This is a genomic window from Paracoccus sp. L-17 (assembly GCF_056857655.1).
Window position 1 is genome coordinate 1 of record NZ_JBSXNM010000025.1, and the last position, 19,368, is coordinate 19,368.

17 protein-coding genes and 1 pseudogene are annotated in these 19,368 nt (G+C 65.4%); 10 read left to right on the forward strand and 8 right to left on the reverse strand.

What is annotated here, in order from left to right; translation table 11 throughout:
* Positions 1-122: 122 nt before the first annotated feature.
* The 4 genes and pseudogenes from AC13CR_RS02740 (at position 123) to AC13CR_RS02755 (ending at position 4,137) form a co-directional block, all read left to right on the forward strand.
* Positions 123-1,328, forward strand: coding sequence for an IS256 family transposase (locus AC13CR_RS02740; protein ID WP_482919986.1), 1,206 nt, complete (start codon positions 123-125; stop codon positions 1,326-1,328).
* Positions 1,329-1,577: 249 nt separating this feature from the next.
* Positions 1,578-1,748 (forward strand): annotated as a pseudogene (locus AC13CR_RS02745) (IS481 family transposase); the annotation flags it as partial.
* Between the two features lie 55 nt (positions 1,749-1,803).
* Entirely contained in the window at positions 1,804-3,726 is a 1,923-nt protein-coding gene (locus AC13CR_RS02750) for a tetratricopeptide repeat protein (RefSeq protein ID WP_335662279.1), read from the forward strand.
* Between the two features lie 87 nt (positions 3,727-3,813).
* Positions 3,814-4,137: a 2Fe-2S iron-sulfur cluster-binding protein gene (locus AC13CR_RS02755; RefSeq protein ID WP_292955891.1), complete on the forward strand. Its 324-nt coding sequence runs from the start codon at positions 3,814-3,816 to the stop codon at positions 4,135-4,137.
* Between the two features lie 4 nt (positions 4,138-4,141).
* Here AC13CR_RS02755 and AC13CR_RS02760 read toward each other — a convergent pair whose 3' ends face one another.
* Both AC13CR_RS02760 and hisA read right to left on the reverse strand, forming a co-directional pair.
* On the reverse strand, positions 4,142-5,770 hold the full coding sequence (locus AC13CR_RS02760) for an FAD/NAD(P)-binding protein (RefSeq protein ID WP_446236364.1): 1,629 nt from the start codon (positions 5,768-5,770) through the stop codon (positions 4,142-4,144).
* A gap of 73 nt (positions 5,771-5,843) precedes the next feature.
* Complete coding sequence (hisA, locus tag AC13CR_RS02765) at positions 5,844-6,560, reverse strand: 1-(5-phosphoribosyl)-5-[(5-phosphoribosylamino)methylideneamino]imidazole-4-carboxamide isomerase (protein ID WP_292955897.1); 717 nt, start codon at positions 6,558-6,560, stop codon at positions 5,844-5,846.
* A gap of 141 nt (positions 6,561-6,701) precedes the next feature.
* Between hisA and AC13CR_RS02770 the strand changes: the two genes are divergently transcribed.
* Together AC13CR_RS02770 and AC13CR_RS02775 are read left to right on the forward strand one after the other, a co-directional pair.
* Positions 6,702-7,091 (forward strand): DUF2147 domain-containing protein, encoded by a 390-nt coding sequence (locus tag AC13CR_RS02770; protein WP_293013036.1) that lies wholly within the window; start codon positions 6,702-6,704, stop codon positions 7,089-7,091.
* A 117-nt stretch (positions 7,092-7,208) separates the two neighbouring features.
* Positions 7,209-8,027: an alpha/beta fold hydrolase gene (locus AC13CR_RS02775; RefSeq protein WP_482900392.1), complete on the forward strand. Its 819-nt coding sequence runs from the start codon at positions 7,209-7,211 to the stop codon at positions 8,025-8,027.
* 99 nt (positions 8,028-8,126) lie between these two features.
* On the opposite strand, the gene AC13CR_RS02780 is transcribed toward AC13CR_RS02775, so the two are convergent.
* The 3 genes from AC13CR_RS02780 to AC13CR_RS02790 form a co-directional block, all read right to left on the reverse strand.
* Positions 8,127-9,290: an NAD-dependent epimerase/dehydratase family protein gene (locus tag AC13CR_RS02780; protein ID WP_293013034.1), complete on the reverse strand. Its 1,164-nt coding sequence runs from the start codon at positions 9,288-9,290 to the stop codon at positions 8,127-8,129.
* A 99-nt stretch (positions 9,291-9,389) separates the two neighbouring features.
* Positions 9,390-10,070, reverse strand: a complete 681-nt coding sequence (locus AC13CR_RS02785; RefSeq protein ID WP_292955909.1) for an ABC transporter ATP-binding protein — start codon at positions 10,068-10,070, stop codon at positions 9,390-9,392.
* On the reverse strand, positions 10,067-11,560 hold the full coding sequence (locus AC13CR_RS02790) for a KpsE/RkpR family capsule polysaccharide export protein (RefSeq protein WP_292955912.1): 1,494 nt from the start codon (positions 11,558-11,560) through the stop codon (positions 10,067-10,069). The genes AC13CR_RS02785 and AC13CR_RS02790 overlap by 4 nt, the downstream gene beginning before the upstream one ends.
* Before the next feature lie 121 nt (positions 11,561-11,681).
* Here AC13CR_RS02790 and AC13CR_RS02795 point away from each other — a divergent pair, with 121 nt between their 5' ends.
* Positions 11,682-12,524: an ABC transporter permease gene (locus tag AC13CR_RS02795; RefSeq protein ID WP_292955915.1), complete on the forward strand. Its 843-nt coding sequence runs from the start codon at positions 11,682-11,684 to the stop codon at positions 12,522-12,524.
* A 74-nt stretch (positions 12,525-12,598) separates the two neighbouring features.
* Here the strand turns inward: AC13CR_RS02795 and choV are convergent, their stop codons facing one another.
* From choV to AC13CR_RS02810, 3 genes are all read right to left on the reverse strand, one after another.
* A complete protein-coding gene (gene choV / locus AC13CR_RS02800) occupies positions 12,599-13,618 on the reverse strand; it encodes a choline ABC transporter ATP-binding protein (protein ID WP_292955918.1) in 1,020 nt (339 codons plus the stop codon).
* Positions 13,615-14,463: a choline ABC transporter permease subunit gene (gene choW, locus AC13CR_RS02805; protein ID WP_482900393.1), complete on the reverse strand. Its 849-nt coding sequence runs from the start codon at positions 14,461-14,463 to the stop codon at positions 13,615-13,617. The genes choV and choW overlap by 4 nt, the downstream gene beginning before the upstream one ends.
* Before the next feature lie 115 nt (positions 14,464-14,578).
* A complete protein-coding gene (locus AC13CR_RS02810; protein ID WP_292955924.1) occupies positions 14,579-15,523 on the reverse strand; it encodes a choline ABC transporter substrate-binding protein in 945 nt (314 codons plus the stop codon).
* Positions 15,524-15,611: 88 nt separating this feature from the next.
* Here AC13CR_RS02810 and betI point away from each other — a divergent pair, with 88 nt between their 5' ends.
* Genes betI through betA form a run of 3 tightly spaced genes read left to right on the forward strand, consistent with a single transcriptional unit; the run spans position 15,612 to position 19,251 of the window.
* Positions 15,612-16,178, forward strand: coding sequence for a transcriptional regulator BetI (betI, locus tag AC13CR_RS02815; RefSeq protein WP_292955927.1), 567 nt, complete (start codon positions 15,612-15,614; stop codon positions 16,176-16,178).
* On the forward strand, positions 16,175-17,620 hold the full coding sequence (gene betB / locus AC13CR_RS02820) for a betaine-aldehyde dehydrogenase (RefSeq protein ID WP_292955930.1): 1,446 nt from the start codon (positions 16,175-16,177) through the stop codon (positions 17,618-17,620). The genes betI and betB overlap by 4 nt, the downstream gene beginning before the upstream one ends.
* 29 nt (positions 17,621-17,649) lie before the next feature.
* Positions 17,650-19,251, forward strand: coding sequence for a choline dehydrogenase (betA, locus tag AC13CR_RS02825; protein WP_292955933.1), 1,602 nt, complete (start codon positions 17,650-17,652; stop codon positions 19,249-19,251).
* Positions 19,252-19,368 lie beyond the last annotated feature (117 nt).

A 19,368-nucleotide genomic window follows, 5' to 3' on the forward strand; every position in this document is an offset into this window, starting at 1 on the left:
GTTAGCGTCCGAGGACGTGGTGTAATTTCTGCGCCTTCATCGGTGCAATCCCGGGTGGCCATCGAGGTGTATGGTCGAGGTGGAGTTTCGACGCTTCAACCACGAACCCTACGGAGACCCCGATGACCAAAACCAACATGGACCTGTCCGAGCTTCTGGCCAAGCACGATCAGGGCGACTTCCTTCGCACGATCGCCGAGGCGGTGCTGCAACTGATCATGGAGAGCGATGTCGACGGGCTGATCGGCGCCGGCCGGCATGAGCGCAGCGGCGAACGCACCACTTGGCGGAACGGGTATCGAGAGCGTGCTCTCGATACCCGTCTGGGCACGCTGAACCTGCGAGTGCCGAAGCTGCGGCAGGGCAGCTATTTCCCCGGCTTCCTGGAAGCCCGGAAAACCTCGGAACAGGCGCTGGTCGCCGTCATCCAGGAGGCATGGATCGGCGGCGTCTCGACCCGCCGCGTGGACGAATTGGTGCAGGCCATGGGCCTCAGCGGCATCTCGAAAAGCACGGTCTCGAAGCTGTGCAAGGATATCGACGAGAGGGTCGGCGAGTTTCTGAACCGTCCCCTGACCGGCGACTGGCCCTATCTCTGGCTCGACGCCACCTATCTGAAGGTGCGCCAGGGCGGGCGCATCGTGCCGGTCGCGGCGATAATCGCCGTGGCCGCCAACACCGAAGGGCGCAGGGAAATCATCGGCCTGGGCATCGGGCCATCGGAAGCCGAGATCTTCTGGACCGAGTTCCTGCGGTCGCTGAAGGCGCGCGGCCTCGGCGGGGTCCGGCTGGTGATCAGCGATGCTCATACCGGCCTCAAGGCCGCCATCGCACGCGTCTTCGAGGCCACCTGGCAGCGATGCCGCGTGCATTGGATGCGCAACGCGCTGGCCCATGTCTCGCGCGGCCAGCACACCGTCATCGCCGCCGCGATCCGGCAGGCCTTTGACCAGCCCGACCGCGCCAATGCCGGCGAGACATGGCGCAAGGTGGCCGAGCAGTTGCGCCCGAGATGGCCAAAGCTGGCCGATCTGATGGACGACAGCGAGCATGATGTGCTGGCCTACATGTCCTTTCCTCGCCAGCACCGCACCAAGCTGCACAGCACGAACCCGATCGAACGCCTGAACAAGGAGGTGAAGCGCCGCGCCGATGTCGTCGGCATCTTCCCCAACGAGGCCTCCATCATGCGTCTGATCGGCGCCGTGCTGTTCGAGCAGAACGACGAATGGCAGACCGCAAGCCGCTACATGATGGTCGAGGCTTTCGCCCAGATCGACACCGAGGAGATCGACCCCATTCTCAGCATCTCAACGAAAGCCGCCTGATTATGCTCTCAGGCCATCCGGGAAATTACACCACCTTGACGGACGTGACCCTGCGAAGCGGCCTGGGCGCGCACCTTTTGGCTGGCCGCTTTGATGTATCGCGTGACCTTTTTGGACGTCTGATGCCCGGTGATCGCCATGATTTCGAACTCAGTAGTATCCGTTTTGATCAAGGGGCAATTTCGGCCCATTTCCGGTTGTCCCGGATCAGGGCGTTGAACCGCACCGGGTTTGCCGGAGGCTCCAACTCATGAGCAGTTCCGAGCACATCTGACGGACTTCATGGCGGCTTACAGCTTCGCGCGCAGGCTCAAGACCCTCGGCGGTCTCACGCCATACGAATACATCTGCAAGATCCGGACATCAGAGCCTGACAGATCCATCCTGAACCCGATCCACCAGATGCCGGGACTGAACAGCTGGTCATTTACGACCGCGAGCCTTAGCGTTTGGCCAACCACGACCAGGAGCGGATGTGAACGGCGGCCCCTCGATCATCGGATTTCGCAAGGACAGGATCGGAGCGCGGCTGATCGGTTTGCTGAACATCCTGCGGCTGGGGCGGAAATTCGACACCCAGGCCCGGTTTCTGTGGCTGGCCGAACCGGATGGACCCTATCCCGAACTGGTCGATCCGAACGATTTCCTGCAGGCCGATTTCGTCGCCCGCCATATCGGAATCGTCAGCCGCAAGCCGAATCTGGATGCGAGAACGAATCTGACGGCGATCTCGCCGATCGTGGACGCGGCGCAATTCTCCCGCAATCTGGCCGAGGGGCAGCGATTTCACAGCGACGCGGCCTTCGAGGCCGTCACCTTCATGGGCGAGGATGTCGCCGCGGCAAGGGCGGAAATCGCGGCCATTGCAAAGACCTTGCCCCTGGCCCGGCGGCTGAAGGCGGAATTGCGGTCGGCGCGCGCGAAGCTGGAGGCCTGGGGCGGGTCGCTGGAGGAGGCCAGCGCGATCCATCTTAGACGCGGTGATCTGCTTGACGGAGAGCCGTGGTCGCTCAGTTCTTGGCCTGAAAAATATGTGCCTGACGAATTCTGCCTGGCCTGGACCGATGCCACAGAGGGGCCGGTGATCGTCTTCAGCGACACGCCGGGGGCGGCGGCGCATCTGGCGGCCGCGCATGAGCGGATCGTGCCGGTGGACCGGCTGCTGGATCTGGGGGCGCTGAAACCGGCTGAACGTGACGTGCTGGAGGTGATGCTGATGGCCGGTTGCGCGCATATCGGCGCGCCGGGCGGCAGCGCGTTCTCGCGCGCGGCCGCCGCGATGGGCAGCGCGCGCCTGATCGCCCTGCCCAGGGAATTGCCCGACGCGGTTCGTCTGCAAGCCTCCCAGCACCTGCTGGAACGGGTGATCGGCCGGCCCGGCAGCTTCTATGCCAGCGGCGATCTGGCGCAATCGGCGCAATTCGCCGCCAGCCACGCCGATGCGACGGGACAGGGGATGGTGCTGGCGACGGCGCTGTCTTCGCGGCCCGACGACATTCGCCGCCATCCCTTCCTGCGCCGTATCGTGGCGCTGAGTGCACTGCACGCGGGCGATGACGCGCTGGCCGCACGGGCGGCGCGCGCGGCCATGGCCGATCCCCGCATCCTGCCGCGGGACAGAAAGCTGTGCCAACAGGCGCTGGATCTGATCGCCGCGCGCAAGGCCCCCGACGATCCGGCCAGTGCTGATGCCTTCCTGGGTTGGCTGTTTTCGCTGAAAACCAGTGAAGCCGGGCTGCGCGATGCTTTCGCCCGGCTTTATATCGGGCGTGATTGTCCGGTCTCGCGGATGCTGATGATCGCCCCGAAACTTGCGAAATCGCTGGCTGCGCGGGATCCGGCGGCCGGATCCGCCGTCGCGCCCGGTTGGTCCTATCTCTGCGATTGGGAGGAATTGCTGAAGGACGAGGCGGCCCGGCAGGGGATGCGCCGCTGGCCAGAACTGCCGCAAAAAATGGCCTTTCTTGATCTGCGGCCGGGACCGCCGGAAGCGGCGCTGAAAGCCGGCAAGGCCCCGCCTGATCCGGGGCCGGATCGGGCCGCATGGCTGGGCCTGGCGGCGGCGATCCTGTCGCTGCACGGCCGCTATGCCCGTGCTTTGCGGCTGCTGCACTGGCTGGACCGGGTGCGGCCCGGCGAAGTCCTGACCCGCAAGCGGCTGGCCGATACCTGCTGGCGGCTGGGAAATGTCGGGGCGGCCGAGGAATTCCTGGCCGACGCCATCGCGCTTTGCCCTGACAACCCGCTTTTGCATCTGTCGATGGCGCGGCGCGCGGCAGCCCTGGGCCGTGCGGGGCAGGCACTGGACGCGCTGGAACGAGCCGAGGCAATCTGGCCGGACCGGGCCAGCCTGCGCTGGCAAGGCAGAGTGCTGCGCCGCAAACTGGCCGATCCGTGACCGCACCTTCCGCGTCGTGATCGCCCGCCCCTTTTCATCGCCCGCCCAATGGCCTATCTGGCCTCGCAAAGACAGGGGATCCCGCAGATGGCCAAGATTACCTATATCGAGCATAACGGCACCCGGCACGAAGTCGATGTGAAGACCGGAATGACCGTGATGGAGGGCGCGCGCGACAACGGCATCCCCGGAATCGACGCCGATTGCGGCGGCGCCTGCGCCTGTTCGACCTGTCATGTCTATGTCGATCCGGGATGGGTGGATCGACTGCCGGCCAAGGATCCGATGGAAGAGGACATGCTGGATTTCGCCTATGAGCCCGATCCCGACCGGTCGCGCCTGACCTGCCAGCTCAAGGTGACCGACGACCTGGACGGGCTTGTGGTGCAGATGCCCGAAAAGCAGATCTGATCCCTCAGCCGGTGTGATCGCGCACCCGCGCGGCGACGCCCTGGGCCCAGCGATCGGCGGCCGCGCCGAAGCAATCGTGGATCGAATCCGCTGCGATCACGCTGCCCATCGCCAGCCGACCCAGCAGGCAGAGGCCGGGCTGAACGCTGCCATCTCGGCCGATCAGCCGCCCGTCCGGCCTGATCCGCGCGCCAAGCCCCTTCTCGATCGCTGTCACGCGGCCTGAATCGATCAGCCCCCGCATCAGCGGATCGTCCAGCCGTCCCAGATCGGGCGGCGGCAGGACCGCATCGACCATCGCCGCGACCTCGGCGGTGGTATCATGTTCGACCAGCCGCCAGCCGGTGCCGGTCATCACGATATCGGGGTCGTGGGCCGCGCGGGGATCGACCAGACCGTCCTGGATCAGGATCAGCAATTCCTGGGCCGAGGCGACGGGCGGCCCGTAGGAGAAGCGTTTCAGCCCGTCATCGAAGCCCACGATGGCCGCCGCCGTCGCCGGTGCCGCCGGGTTGGGATTGAAGCCCTGCCGCAGGGCGTTCTGCCATTTCCGCATGAGCTGGCCGGTGACATAACCGGCCGAGGGCGGCGCGCGCCCATGCGCCTCGTCGATCGCCGCGCGCAGCGCCGTGGCCGCCGGGCGATCCTCCTGCGAGCCGGGTTTTTCGCGTTCGGCAGACAGCCATGCATTCAGCGCCCCGGCATCGGCGGCACCGCCGGTGTCGGACAGGATCCGCAGGACGGGGCCGTGAATGGCATCGCAGATGATGGCCAGAGCCTGGTCCGGACCTTCCGCCATCGCCTGCGCGACGGCCGCGCGAAAGGCGCGGGTTTCGGTCTCGGTCGGCTCGAAATGTGCATCCTGCGTGGCATCGGCGGGCTTGGGCGCCGGCGCGTGGCCGTCCAGCGAAAAGGGCAGGATGCGCGCGGGTTCGCGGCCTGACCGGTGGTATCGGCCGTCGGCGAAGCGTCCGCCCAGGCCCAGCGTCAGCAGCCGCACCACGTCCAGCGTCGACAGGCCGAGACCACGCACGCCGACGGGCTTGCCGGCCCAGTTCTGCGCCTGACGCAGCAGCCGGTGATCGGGATAGGCCGCGACCAGGTCAAGGCCGTGCCGTTCGGCATGATCGCGCCATGTCTCCAACTGTTTGTCGGGCATCGTGGCGGGCTGGCCCTGCGCCAGCAGCACCTCGTCATAGGGGCCGTGACGCGACGCGCCATCCTCCAGAAACCAGGCCTCGTTGCGGCGCCGGATGCCGGTGATCCGGCGCGGCGTGACAGCGATCCCGGTCCGCGCCATCAGCCGTGCCAGCCGCGCGGCCAGATAACCGCCCAGTTCGGCCCGCGCCGGAAAGCGTTCGGCCGCTGCCGGGCCGCCCGTTCCTTCCGCGAAATCAGGTCCGTCCCAGGGCGCGCGGCCCAGATCAATCGATCGCAGAGGCAGGTTCAGCTTGCAAAGACCGCTTTGATCCGGGCTGAAATTCGGCCCGGCGCCGGGCCAGGGACGGGGGTCGAAAATCTCGATTCGAAAGGCCGCGTCCCGGTCGCGGCGGATCAGCGCCTCAAGCGCGCCAAGGGCGCGCGGACCCGCGCCGATCACCGCGATCCGGCATGTTTCGGTTCCGGTCGTCATGTCCTGCCGTTCCATTTCCTGCCTCGCGGCACAACGCGCGGCGGGCAGGCCGGGTTGCCGGCGCCATGTGGCGTCAGCGCAGGGCCGCCAGCGCCGCGCCCAGATCCAGCGCCCCGTCATAAAGCGCGCGTCCCGAGATCGCGCCCGCGATCACCCGCGTTCCGGCCAGAGCCTGCAAATCCGCCAGCGAAGCAACCCCGCCCGAGGCAATGACAGGAATGTTGACCGCCCGCGCCAATGCCTCGGTCGCGGCCAGGTTGGGCCCACCCATCGCGCCGTCGCGGTCAATGTCGGTATAGATGATCGCAGCCACGCCCGCGTCCTCGAAGCGATTGGCCAGATCGGTCGCGCTGACGGCGGTTTCGGTGGCCCAGCCGCGCGTCGCGACACGGCCGGCGCGGGCGTCGATGCCGACGGCGATCCGGCCCGGAAAGGCATCCGCCGCCTCGCGCACGAGATCGGGATTCTCGACCGCGACGGTGCCCAGAATCACCCGCCTCAGACCGCGATTCAGCCAGGTTTCGATGGTGGCCATGTCGCGGATGCCGCCGCCCAGCTGGGCCGGGATGTCGATCGCTGCCAGTATCGCCTCGACCGCGGCGCCATTGACCGGCTTGCCGGCAAAGGCGCCGTTCAGGTCGACCAGATGCAGCCACTCGGCGCCGGCATCCTGAAAGGCGCGGGCCTGCGCTGCCGGATCGCTGCCGAAGACGGTCGCGGCCTGCATGTCTCCGCGCAGCAGGCGCACGCATTGGCCGTCCTTCAGGTCGATGGCGGGATAGAGGATCATGGCTGGCCCTTCGGTCTGTCCTTCGCCCGCCCTTTGCCATGACCCGAGGGCAAGGGAAAGCCCCGGTCCCAACGTCACGCTTGCCCGGAACCTGACCGGGCGGCACTGTAGCCCCGACAGCATCCCTTGGGAGGAGAAACGATGCGCCTTGTGATCATTGCCGCCACGCTGGCCTTCGCCATGGCCGGCACCACCGCCAATGCCGACCCGATCGAGGGCGTCTGGCAGACCCAGCCCGACGAGGGCGCCTTTGCCTATGTGACGATCAAGCCCTGCGGCGGCGCCTTCTGCGGCGATATCAGCCGCACCTTCAAGGACAAGGCCGAATACAGATCGCCCAATCTCGGCCGCCGGATCGTCATCGACATGGCCCCGCAGGGCGGCAACACCTACACCGGCAAGGTATGGCGGCCGGCCAATGACAAGATCTACCGCGGCAAGGCCAGCGTCTCGGGCGACAGGATGAGCCTGTCGGGCTGCGTCGCGGGCGGCCTGATCTGCAAATCGCAGACCTGGGTGCGGATCCGCTGATCGCACCGTTTCGGTCGCTTGGCAAAGAGAAACGCGGGCGGGGGGCAACCCTGTCCGCGCATCTGCGTTCGGTGAGGGAAGGGGATCTTGGAATCCTGGAACCGAAAGGAACGCGAAATGCCGATGGTCAATGCCAAGGACGGAACAGAGATCCATGTCAAGGACTGGGGTCAGGGCCGGCCGGTCGTGCTGATCCATGGCTGGCCGCTGAACGCGGATAGCTGGGAATACCAGGCCGTGAAACTGGCCGAGGCAGGTTTCCGCGTGATCAGCTATGACCGGCGCGGCTTTGGCCGCTCGGGCCAGCCCTGGGAGGGCTATGACTACGACGTGCTGTCGGACGATCTGGCGGCCGTGATCGAGACGCTTGGCCTGACTGACGCCGCCATCGTCGGCTTCTCGATGGGTGGGGGCGAAGTGGCGCGCTATTTCGGCCGCCATGGTGGAAAGGGCGTGTCGAAGGCGGTCTTCATCTCGTCCGTGGCGCCGGGAGTGCTGAAATCCGACGACAATCCCGAGGGTGTCACCCGCGATGTCTTCGAGGGTATCCGCGAGGGGCTGCGTCAGAATCGTCCGGCATTTCTTGCCGAATTCTTCAAGGATTTCTATGGGCAGGACACCGAGACGGGAGGCGTCAGCGACGCGATCCTGGAATGGTCGCGCGACATGGCGATGATCGCCAGCCCGCGTGCCACGCTGGAATGCGTCAACGCTTTCGGGTTGACCGACTTTACCGCCGACGCCGCGCAGATCACGGTGCCGACGCTGGTGATCCACGGCACCGGCGACAAGACCGTTCCCATCGCGGCGACGGCGCGACGGATGGCGAAACTGGTTCCTCATGCGACGCTGATCGAATACGAAGGCGCCCCCCACGGGCTGACGGCGACCGAGCCCGACCGCGTGGTGCGCGATCTTCTGGATTTTCTCGGCTGACCGGACCGGTTCAGACCCTGTTGCGGTATCCCCTCGGCGACAGGACGGCGCGATCGGCAGGATCGCGGGTGCGCGACCGTTTCCGGGGTCTGCGGGCCTTCAGCCGGTCCGCCATTGTGACAGGCAGGGAATCTTGTCGCGGTCGCAGCGGTCGGCATATTTGCGCGCGATCTCCTGCACCTCGGTCAGCAGGCCGTCCTGCAGCCGGATCGGCTGCAGGCCCAGGCCCAGAAAGCGGTCGTTGGCGACGTGCAGATCGTTCTCGTCGGCCTCGTTGCGGGGGTTTTTCAGGAACGCCGTCTCGACCCCGGTCTGATCGGCGATCATGCGCGCCAGATCGCGAACGCGATGCGTCTCGGTCATCTGGTTGAGGATGCTGACCCGGTCGCCCGGTGCGGGCGGATTCAGCAGCGCCAGTTCAATGCAGCGGCAGGTGTCCTGAATATGGATGAAGGCGCGGGTCTGGCCGCCGGTGCCGTGGACCGTCAGCGGATATCCGATTGCCGCCTGCATCAGGAACCGGTTCAGCACCGTGCCGTAATCGCCGTCGTAGTCGAACCTGTTGATCAGCCGATCGTCGATGCGGGTTTCCTCGGTCTGGGTGCCCCAGACGATCCCCTGATGCAGATCGGTGATCCTGACGCCATCGTTCTTGTTGTAATAGAAGAAGAAAAGCTGATCCTGGGTCTTGGTCATGTGGTAGATGCTGCCCGGATTGGCGGGATAGAGGATTTCCTGGCGGTGCGGGCCGTTTTCGGTCTCGACCACCACGTCCAGATAGCCCTCGGGGATCTTCATGCCGGCGGTGCCGTAGCCGTAGACGCCCATCGTGCCCAGATGGACCAGATGGATGTCCTGGCCGCTTTCCACGATCGCGGCCAGCACGTCATTGGTCGCGTTCAGGTTGTTATTGACCGTATAGCGCTTGTGCCAGCTGGATTTCATCGAATAGGGCGCGGCGCGCTGTTCGGCGAAATGGATCACCGCGTCGGGACATTCGTCGCGCAGCAGCGTCAGCAGGCGATGATAGTGCTTGCCTACTGTAAAGTTCTCGACCCGGATCGCGCGGCCGGTCAGATCCCGCCAGGCGCGCACACGTTCGCCCAGCGGGCGGATCGGGGTCAGGCTTGCGACCTCGAGTTCGACATCGATCTTCCGGCGCGACAGGTTGTCGACGATGATGATGTCATGGCCGCGCGCGGACAGGTGCAGCGCTGTCGGCCAGCCGCAGAAACCGTCTCCGCCCAGAACGATGATCTTCATGGAAACCCCTGTGCGATCGCCTCGCCCGCTTCTTAGACCGGGCAACCGGGCGATGCCATATGCCGCGGCCGCCCTGTCATCCGGCCGTCGCAAAACCGCCTATTTTCGTGCGCGGTGCGGCCTTGTGCTGTCCATGTTCTCGAGATGGGCGGCAATGGCGTCCTCGATGTCGTGGAAATAGGACAGCCTGCCATTTTCCAGAACCGCGCCGGCCTCGCACATGTTGCGCATCTGGCCCATGGAATGCGACACGACCAAAGCCCCCGCGCTGGCCATCCGGGCCGCGAAGACCCGCATCGACTTGGCCTTGAAGGCGGCGTCGCCCGGGGCCGAGACCTCGTCGACAAGATAGGTGTCGAAGGGCACCGCCATTGACATGCCAAAGGCCAGCCGCGCCCTCATGCCCGAGGAATAGGTCCGGATCGGCAGATGGAAATGTTCGCCCAGTTCGGCGAAATCCTCGACGAAGGCGCTCATTTCCTCGGTATCGACGCCATAGACGCGGGCCACGAAGCGGGTGTTCTGCTCGCCCGTCAGTTCCTTGTTGAAGGACCCGGTAAAGCCGACCGGCCAGCTGATCCTGCCATTGGAAAGGATCCGCCCCGAGGTGGGCAGCATCGCCCCCGAGATCATCCGCAGCAACGAGGATTTGCCGGCTCCGTTCCGCCCCAGCAACCCGACCGAGACGCCGGTTGGAAAGGTTGCGTTGATCCGGTCCGCGACAGTCTTGTTGCGGCCGTCCAGAGAATAGATCTTGGTCAGGTTCTCCAGCCGGATCATCGCCGGTCGCGCAGGCTGTAATAGATCAGCACGCCGATGACCCAGAGCAGCATCAGGAACCCGCCCAGGATCAGCAGCAGCTTGGCGCGTTCGGGATATTCCGCCTCTTGCGCCAGCGTCGGTTTCACATAGGCTGCCAGGTATCGCGATTGCCGGTTCGCCTCGGCGCGGGCGGTGTCATAGGCGGCCAGCGCGGCGGTATAGGTCTGTTCGGCGAATTGCCGGTCTATCGACAGCGATTCATATTGCCCCACGATATCGGACAGAACCTCGCCCGATTCGCTGTCCGAGCCGAATTTCCGGCGCTCGGCGTCGATCTGGTCGCGGATGACGTTGATGCGAAGCTGGGTCTGCTCGATCCGGGGATCGTTCGCCTGCGCATTGGCTTGCAGCATCCCCAGCGAGACCAGTTCTTCGGCCAGTTGTTGGTTCAGCGAGGTCACGACACCGACCTGGCCCTGCACATCGGCCGAAGGATCGACCAGCTGGTGGCGGTTCCGGAATTCGCTGACCGCCTGCCGCGCCTGTTTCAGCCGCGCCAGCGCGTCATCCAGTTCGGTGCGGGCATAGCGCAGCGAATCCTCGCGGGCGACATCGTTCAACTGGTTGATCAGCAGCGTTCCCTCATCAAGGATGGCCTGCGCGATCTGCCGGGAATCGGTGGGATCGAAAGACAGCACCCGCAGGTCGATCATGCCATTGTCGTAATAGACGCGGACCTTGCGTTCCCATTCGGCCAGCAGCGATTCCAGCGAATCGTTGCCACGAAAGCTGAAGACCGGATCGCCCTCGGGCTTGGACCAGATCGCGCGCAAATCCATGCGCTTGTTGACCCGCTCGACCAGGTCGCGGCTCTGGATGAACTTGTAGAGGATGTCGGTATCGCTGCCCGAAGAACTGGTCGCGCCGATCAGCGATCCCAGACCGCCCAGCAATTCGGACCCGGTCGGCCCGCTTTCGCTGCGCACCGAGAAACCCACGAACGAGGCGAATTGATCCGCCGCGCGGGCATAGAGATACCAGCCGCTGACCGCGACCGGAGCCACCACCAGCAGGACAAAGCTCAGCGCGATGGCCAGATGACGGGCCTTGGGCCGGGCAAGCCCGGCAACCGGGCGCACCGGTTGCTGCGGCCGCGCCTTCTGTTCGGCTGCGCGGCGCTGCTGCATGATCTGCTGGCGCCGGGCACGCTGGGCAGCGGTCAGGGGCTGCGCCGGTTTGCCGGTCGCGGCGCCCGCTTGCGCGCCGCCGCCACCCTGGCGCCTGGCCGATGCCGGGTCCTGACCTGCCGCGGCGCGGCCCCCCTGCGCGGCAGCGGGCGCCGCTGCCTTCGGATCACCATCGGCGGCGGCAGCCGTGCCGGACGTGTCGGCGGGCCGCTGATGGTCGGCTCCGCGCTGCAGGAAGGCGGGCCTGTCGCCGTCCTCTGCCTGCGCCGAGGGGGGCTCGACCGGCTGGCCGGATCGCGGGGTCTTTTCTGGGGCGGACATGGCTGCTCACTCCCGCCTGTCGGTTGAACTGTCGCCGGGTGTCATACATAAAGAGACCGCGCTATGCCAGCGCCGATCCTGTTGCGGGATCGTCTTCTCCAACGGCAGCGAGCCGCAGGCCATGGCCAAGATTTTCTTTCCGCGAAGCAAGGACGCAGCGGGGCGTGGCCCCGGCGGCCTGCGCGAGGTGCACAGACAGCGCCGCTTCGCCAGCCTGCGCGCCATCATGGCGCTGGTGCTGCGCGAGATGGCCAATTCCTATGGCAGTTCGCCCGGCGGTTATCTGTGGGCCATCGCCGAGCCTGTCGGCGGCATCATGCTGCTGACGCTGATCTTCTCGCTGGGGTTCCGGACGCCGCCGATGGGAACCAATTTCGCGATCTTCTACGCCACCGGCGTGATCCCCTTCATCGGCTTCCTCTCGGTCTCGGGCCGGATCGCGCAGTCGATCAAGTCCTCGCGTGCGCTTCTGGATTATCCGGCCGTGACCTTCATGGACGCGCTGCTGGCCAAGGTGTTCTTCAATGTCATCACGCAGTTGCTGGTCGCCTATATCGTCTTCAGCTTCATCGTGACGACGCAAGAGACCCGCACCGATCCACAGGTCATCGGGATCGCGCTGGCCTTCCTTATGGTCTTCACGATCGCCATCGGAGTGGGCACGGTGAACTGCTTCCTGTTCACGGCCTTTCCGTGGTGGCAACAGATCTGGTCCATCGTCACCCGGCCGCTGTTCCTGCTGTCGGCCATCTTCTTCATCTATGACGATGTGCCGGACGCGATGCAGAAATGGATCTGGTACAATCCGCTGGTCCATGTCGTCGGCCAGATGCGGCGTTCTTTCTACCCGTCCTATCCGGGCGACTACATCAGTTATCTCTATGTGTTCGGAGTCGGCCTGGTCCTGATTCTGGTCGGTCTGGCATTTCTGCAACGCTATCACCGCGATCTGATCAACAGTTGACGGCACAGGCCTGACCAGGGCCGACTGCCAGCCGCGGAGGGTCCGCGGCGGAAAGGCCGCCTGCGCCGCGCGCCTCAGCCGCGCGGGTCGATCAGCCGGGCCAGCACGCCGTCTCGGGTGACGCAGCCGCCACCCTCGACCGGCAGCGCGGTCGTCTGCGCCAGCAGATTCATCACGTCGCGCACCGGCATGTCGCGCGGCACCGGCGTGCCCTGGGCCTCGCCCGGCTGCGCCACGTCCGATGCGGTCAGCACGCCCAGCGGGTTCATGTGCGCCACGAAATCGGCCACATAATCGTTGACCGGGTTGGCGATGATCTCGCGCGCGGTGCCGATCTGGACGATGCGGCCGCCCTCCATCAGCGCGATCCGGTTGCCCAGCTTGAAGGCCTCGTCCAGATCATGGCTGACGAAGATGATGGTGCGCTGCGTCTTGGCCTGCAATTCCAGCAATTCATCCTGCAACCGCGCCCGGATCAGCGGATCCAGCGCGCTGAAAGGCTCGTCCATCAGCAGGATCGGCGCATCGGTGGCGAAGGCGCGGGCCAGACCCACGCGCTGCTGCATTCCACCCGACAATTCGCCCACCTTGCGGTCGGCCCAGTCCGAAAGACCCACGGTTTCAAGCTGTCGGTCCACCTTGTCCCGGCGCTGCTTGACGGACATGCCGGCCAGTTCCAGCCCCAGCCCGACATTCTCGCGCACGGTGCGCCAGGGCAGCAGGCCGAATTGCTGAAACACCATCGCGACATGGCGCAGCCGGATATCGCGCAAGGACCGTCGCCCCGCGCCGGTGACCGAGATCATGCCCGACCCGTCCCAGACCCGGACCTCGCCGCGGCAGACATGGTTCAAGGCATTGACCGCGCGCAGCAGGGTGGATTTGCCCGAACCCGACAGCCCCATCAGCACCAGAATCTCGCCCTGGCGGACATTCACGCTGCAATCGTGCACGCCCAGAACCTGCCCGGTCTTTTCCTTGATCGGGCCACGGTCCTGCCCCTCATCCATCAGCGGCAGGGCGGCTTCCGGCCTGTCGCCGAAGACGATGCTGACCTTGTCGAATTCGACGGCATTCGGTGTCTCGTCGGTCATTTCCGCCCCTCCATGCGCAGCATCCAGTCCAGCAGGATCGCGACAACCACGATCACGAAGCCCGACTCGAAACCCAGCGACGTATTGACGCTGTTCAGCGCCCTGACCACCGGCACGCCCAGCCCCGATGCGCCCACCAGAGCCGCGATCACCACCATCGACAGCGACAGCATGATGGTCTGGTTAAGTCCCGCCATGATCTGGGGCAGGGCGCTTGGCAGTTCCACCTTCCACAGAAGCTGCCGGTTGGTGGCCCCGAAGGCCCGCGCGGCCTCGATCAGCGAATCCGGGGTCGAACTGATGCCAAGCTGGGTCAACCGGATCGGCGCGGGCAGCACGAAGATGACGGTGGCCAGAAGGCCCGGCACCATGCCGATGCCGAAAAAGACGATGGCCGGGATCAGGTAGACGAAGGTCGGCAGCGTCTGCATCAGATCGAGAACCGGGCGCATCCATGAATACAGCCGCGGCCGATGCGCGGCGGCGATGCCGATGGGCACGCCGATCGCCATGCAGACGATGCAGGCCGCCAGAACCAGCGTCAGCGATTGCTGCATCTCGTTCCAGTAACCCTGGTTGAGGATGAACAGCAGCCCAAGCGCGACCAGAAGGCAGGTCTTCCAGTTGCGTTGCAACGCAAAGGTCAACGCGACGGCGATGGCGATGAAGGCGAAGGGAGAGGGAAATTCCAGCCCGGCCAGGATGCGCCCGATCAGCCAGTCCATCGCGGCGGACAGCGCGTTGAACAGCCAGGCGGCATTGGCGTTCAGCCAGTCGAAGACGGCCTTGGCCGTGGCCCCGACCGGGATCTTGTTGTCTGTCACCAGTCCTGTCAGCCAATCCATCAATGGTTCCCTCGTTTCGGCGCGCCTGTCTGGCGGCATGGCCCCGCGCCGGTTCCGGCATGGCGCCCCGCCGCCTCGGGCAAGGCGGCGGGGCCGTTCACTGTTGTTGCGCGGCTCAGCCCTGAAGCGCCGCGTCCAGCGCCGCCTGCGCGTCGTTGCCGTCCACCGTGGTCACGCCGTCCAGCCAGGGCTTTGCGGCATCGGGATTGGCTTGCAGCCATTCCTTCGCGGCAGCCATCGGGTCCTGTCCGTCGTTCAGGATCTTGCCCATGACCTCGTTTTCCATCGGCAGGGTGAATTCCAGGTTCTCCAGGAACTTGCCGACATTGGGACATTCGCTGACATAGCCTGCGCGCGTGTTCGTGCGCACCTCGGCGCCGCCGAAATCGGGGCCGAACACGTCGTCGCCGCCCGACAGATAGGTCATCTTGAACTGGGCGTTCATCGGATGCGGCTCCCATCCCAGAAAGACAATCGGCTTGCCGGCATTCACCGCGCGCCCGACCTGGGCCAGCATTCCCTGTTCGCTGGATTCGACCACCTCGAACGTGCCCAGGCCGAACTTGTCATTGGCCACCATTTCCAGAAGCAGCCGATTGCCGTCATTGCCGGGCTCGATGCCATAGATCTTGCCGTCCAGCGCGTCCTTCTGCCCGGCGATCTTGCTGAAATCGTCGATGCCCAGATCGGCACCGGCCTGGTTCGTGGCCAGGGTGTATTTGGCGCCGGTCAGGTTGGTGCGCACCGTATCCACCGTGCCCGCATCGCGATAGGGGGCGATGTCGGCCTCCATCGTTGGCATCCAGTTGCCCAGGAAAATATCCACATCATCGGTCGACAGCGCGGTATAGGTCACCGGCACCGACAGGATCTTGGTCTCGGTATCATAGCCGATCGCCTGCAGCACGGTCGAGGCCAGCGCCGTCGTCGCGGTGATGTCGGTCCAGCCCACATCCGAGAAGGTCACCTTCCGGCACTGGCCGGATTCCTGCGCATAGGCGGTCCCGCTGCTCAGCGCGGTGCCAAGCGCCAGCGCGGCTGCGATGAATGTCTGATTCATGTCTGACTCCCTGTTCTTGATTGACCAGTCAATTAAAGGTGGGTTAGACACGAAAAGCAACCGGAATTCCAGCCCGTCAGGTCCGTTCATGCCCAAACTCGGCGCCGAGCCTATCCGAAAAGCCGCGTTAATCAACGCCACGATCTTCGAGGTCGGGCGCGCGGGCTCGCTGGACGTGACCGTGGCCCAGATCGCGCGCCGGGCCGGCATGTCGCCGGCCCTGGCACATCACTATTTCGGCTCGAAGGACCAACTGTTCCTGCAAGCGATGCGCTATATCTTGCGGGTTTATGGCAATTCGGTGCTTGAATCGCTGCCCGGACGCGGGCGGCGCGGGCGGCTGGACGCGATCGTCGAGGCCAGTTTCGCGCCGCAGAATTTCCAGCGCGAGACGATCAGCGCATGGCTGAATTTCTATGTCCTGTCGTTGACGGACGCTCAGGCCGCGCGGCTCTTGCGGGTCTATCACAGACGGTTGCAGTCGAACCTGGTCGTGGCCTTGCGCGGGCTCAGCGACCAGCCGCACCAGACCGCCCGCACCGTCGGCGCGCTGATCGACGGAGTCTATCTGCGCGCGGTGCTGACGCCGGGCCCAACCGATCCCGTCGCGGCGCTGAAAACCATCAAGGATTATCTGGAAGAGGCCCTGTCATGAGCCACATTGCCCAACCCGAAGCCAGCCTTTTCATCGCCGGACGCCCGGTCGAGGGCGAGGGCGCGGTTCTGCCCGTCCTCTATCCCTATACCGGCGAGGAAATCGCCTCGCTGCGCGAAGCCAGCCCGGCACAAGTCGCCGATGCCTGTCGCGCGGCGGCGGGGGCGCAGCCCGCATGGGCCGCCCTGGCGCCGGTCGAACGCGGCCGCGTCCTGATCCGTGCGGCCGCCATCATCCGAGACCGCAACGCGGATCTGTCGCGGCTGGAGACGCTGGATACCGGAAAGCCGATTCAGGAAACGCTGGTCGCCGATTGGGAATCGGGGGCGGCGGCGCTGGAATTCTTCGGTGGGCTGGCGGCCGGCCTGACCGGCCAGATGATCCCGCTGGGCCGCGACTGGGCCTATACGCGACGCGAGGCGCTTGGCGTCTGCGCCGGCATCGGTGCCTGGAACTATCCCAGCCAGATCGCCTGCTGGAAGGCGGCGCCGGCGCTGGTCATGGGCAATGCCATGGTCTTCAAACCGTCCGAAGAAACTCCGCTAGGCGCCTTGAAACTGGCCGAGATTCTGGCCGAGGCCGGTTTGCCCGCAGGGATCTTCAGCGTGGTTCAGGGCGGCGGTCAGGTTGGCGCGGCGCTGGTGGGCGACCCGCATGTCGCCAAGGTCTCGCTGACCGGATCGGTCCCCACCGGGCGGCGCGTCTATGCAGCGGCGGCCGAGGGAATGCGCCATGTCACGATGGAGCTGGGCGGCAAGTCGCCGCTGATCGTCTTTGACGATGCCGATCTGGAAGACGCGGTCGGCGCCGCCGTGCTGGCAAACTTCTATTCGTCGGGCCAGATCTGCTCCAACGGCACCCGCGTGTTCCTGCAGGAAGGCATCCGCGAGGCGTTTCTGGATCGCCTGTCCCAGCGTTTGGGCGAGGTGAAGATGGGCGATCCGCTTGATCCCGAAACCCAGCATGGGCCCATCGTCAGTCCCGCCCAGGCCGGAAAGATCCGCGCCATGATCGCGCAGGGGCAGGCCGCCGGGGCGCGGATCCTGTGCGGCGGGCCGGGCGAGGGCGCCTTTGTTCCGCCCACCGTCTTCACCGATGCCTCCGACGACATGGTGATCGCGCGCGACGAAATCTTCGGCCCGGTCATGACCACGCTGTCCTTCCGCGACGAGGACGAGGTGATCGGCCGCGCCAATGATACCGGGTTCGGGCTTGCCGCAGGCGTCTTCACACGGGATCTGGCGCGCGGCCACCGGGTCGCTGCGGCGCTGGAAGCCGGCACCTGCTGGATCAACGCCTATAATCTGACGCCGGTCGAAATGCCTTTCGGTGGCGTGAAACTGTCCGGTCTGGGGCGCGAGAATTCCGCCGCCGCGATCGAACACTACTCGCAACTGAAGTCCGTCTATGTGGGTATGGGCGGGGTCGAGGCGCCCTATTGAAATGAAATCCTGACAAGGGGTTATAAACGATGTCTCAACCGGATTATGTCATTGTCGGAGCGGGAAGCGCAGGCTGCGCGCTGGCCTACCGTCTGACCGAGGCCGGCCGGACCGTCGCTCTGATCGAATTCGGCGGCAGCGATTTCGGGATCTTCATCCAGATGCCGGGCGCGCTGTCCTATCCGATGAACATGCCCCGCTATGACTGGGGCTTCTCCAGCGCCCCCGAGGACCATCTGGGCGGCCGCCGCCTTGCCACTCCGCGCGGCAAGGTGCTGGGCGGATCGTCCTCGATCAACGGCATGGTCTTCGTGCGCGGCAACCGCAAGGATTTCGACCATTGGGCCGATCAGGGCGCGACCGGATGGGGCTATGCCGATGTGCTGCCCTACTTCAAGCGCATGGAAAACTGGCACGGCGGCGACAGCCCGCTGCGCGGCACGGACGGGCCCCTGCACGTGACGCGCGGCAAGCGCCGCAATCCGCTGTTCAATGCCTTCATCGAGGCCGGCCAGCAGGCCGGATGGCCCTATACGCCCGACTACAACGGCGAAAATCAGGAGGGTTTCGGCCCCATGGAGGCGACGATCTGGCGGGGACGTCGCTGGTCCGCCGCCAACGCCTATCTGCGCCCGGCGCTGAAGTCGGGCAAACTGAGGGTCATCCGGGCGCTTGCGCGGCGCGTCATCTTTGTCGGCAACCGCGCCACCGGGGTCGAAATCCAGCGCAAGGGCAGGATCGAGACGGTCGGTGCGGGCCGCGAGGTGATCCTGTCGGCCAGTTCGATCAACACGCCGAAACTGCTGATGCTGTCGGGGATCGGCCCGGCCGATCACCTGCGCGAACACGAAATCAGGGTCCGCGCGGATCGTCCCGGCGTCGGCGCAAATCTGCAGGATCACCTTGAAATATATATGCAATACAAGGCATTGAAGCCGGTCAGCCTGTATACCTACTACAACCTTCTGGGCAAAAGCCGGGTCGGGATCGAATGGCTCCTGCAAAAGACGGGTCTGGGCGCGTCGAACCAGTTCGAAAGCTGCGGCTTCATCTGCTCGGGCGAGGGTGTCGATTATCCCGACATCCAGTATCACTTTCTGCCGCTGGCCGTGCGCTATGACGGCAAGGCGGCGGCCAGCGGTCATGGCTTTCAGGCCCATGTCGGGCCGATGCGGTCGAAATCGCGCGGCTCTGTCAGGCTGGACTCGTCCGATCCCGAAAAGCCCCCTGTAATTCACTTCAATTACATGTCGCATCCAGATGACTGGAAAGAGTTTCGCGCCTGCGTGCGCCTGACTCGCAGGATCTTCGATCAACCCGCTTTCAAGGAATATCGCGGTGATGAAATCCAGCCCGGCGGCGAGGTCGTGACCGATGCCCAGATCGACGCCTTCATTCGTGAGCACGCGGAATCGGCCTATCACCCCTGCGGGACTGCAAGGATCGGCCAGCCGGGCGACCCCGAGGCCGTGGTCGATCCGGAACTGCGCGTGATCGGGGTCGAAGGGCTGCGCGTGGCCGATTCCTCGGTCTTTCCGCGTATCACCAACGGAAACCTGAACGCCCCCTCGATCATGACGGGCGAGAAGGCGGCCGATCACATCCTGGGCCGGACGATGCTCCGGGCCTGAAGCGCGGGGGCGCTGCCCCCGTCGCCTGCGGCGACTCCCCCGAGGTATTTGGAAAGAGCGCGAGGGCGTGGAGATTTCCTTGCGGGATAGCATCCCGGCATCCAGTTTCAGGCGGAC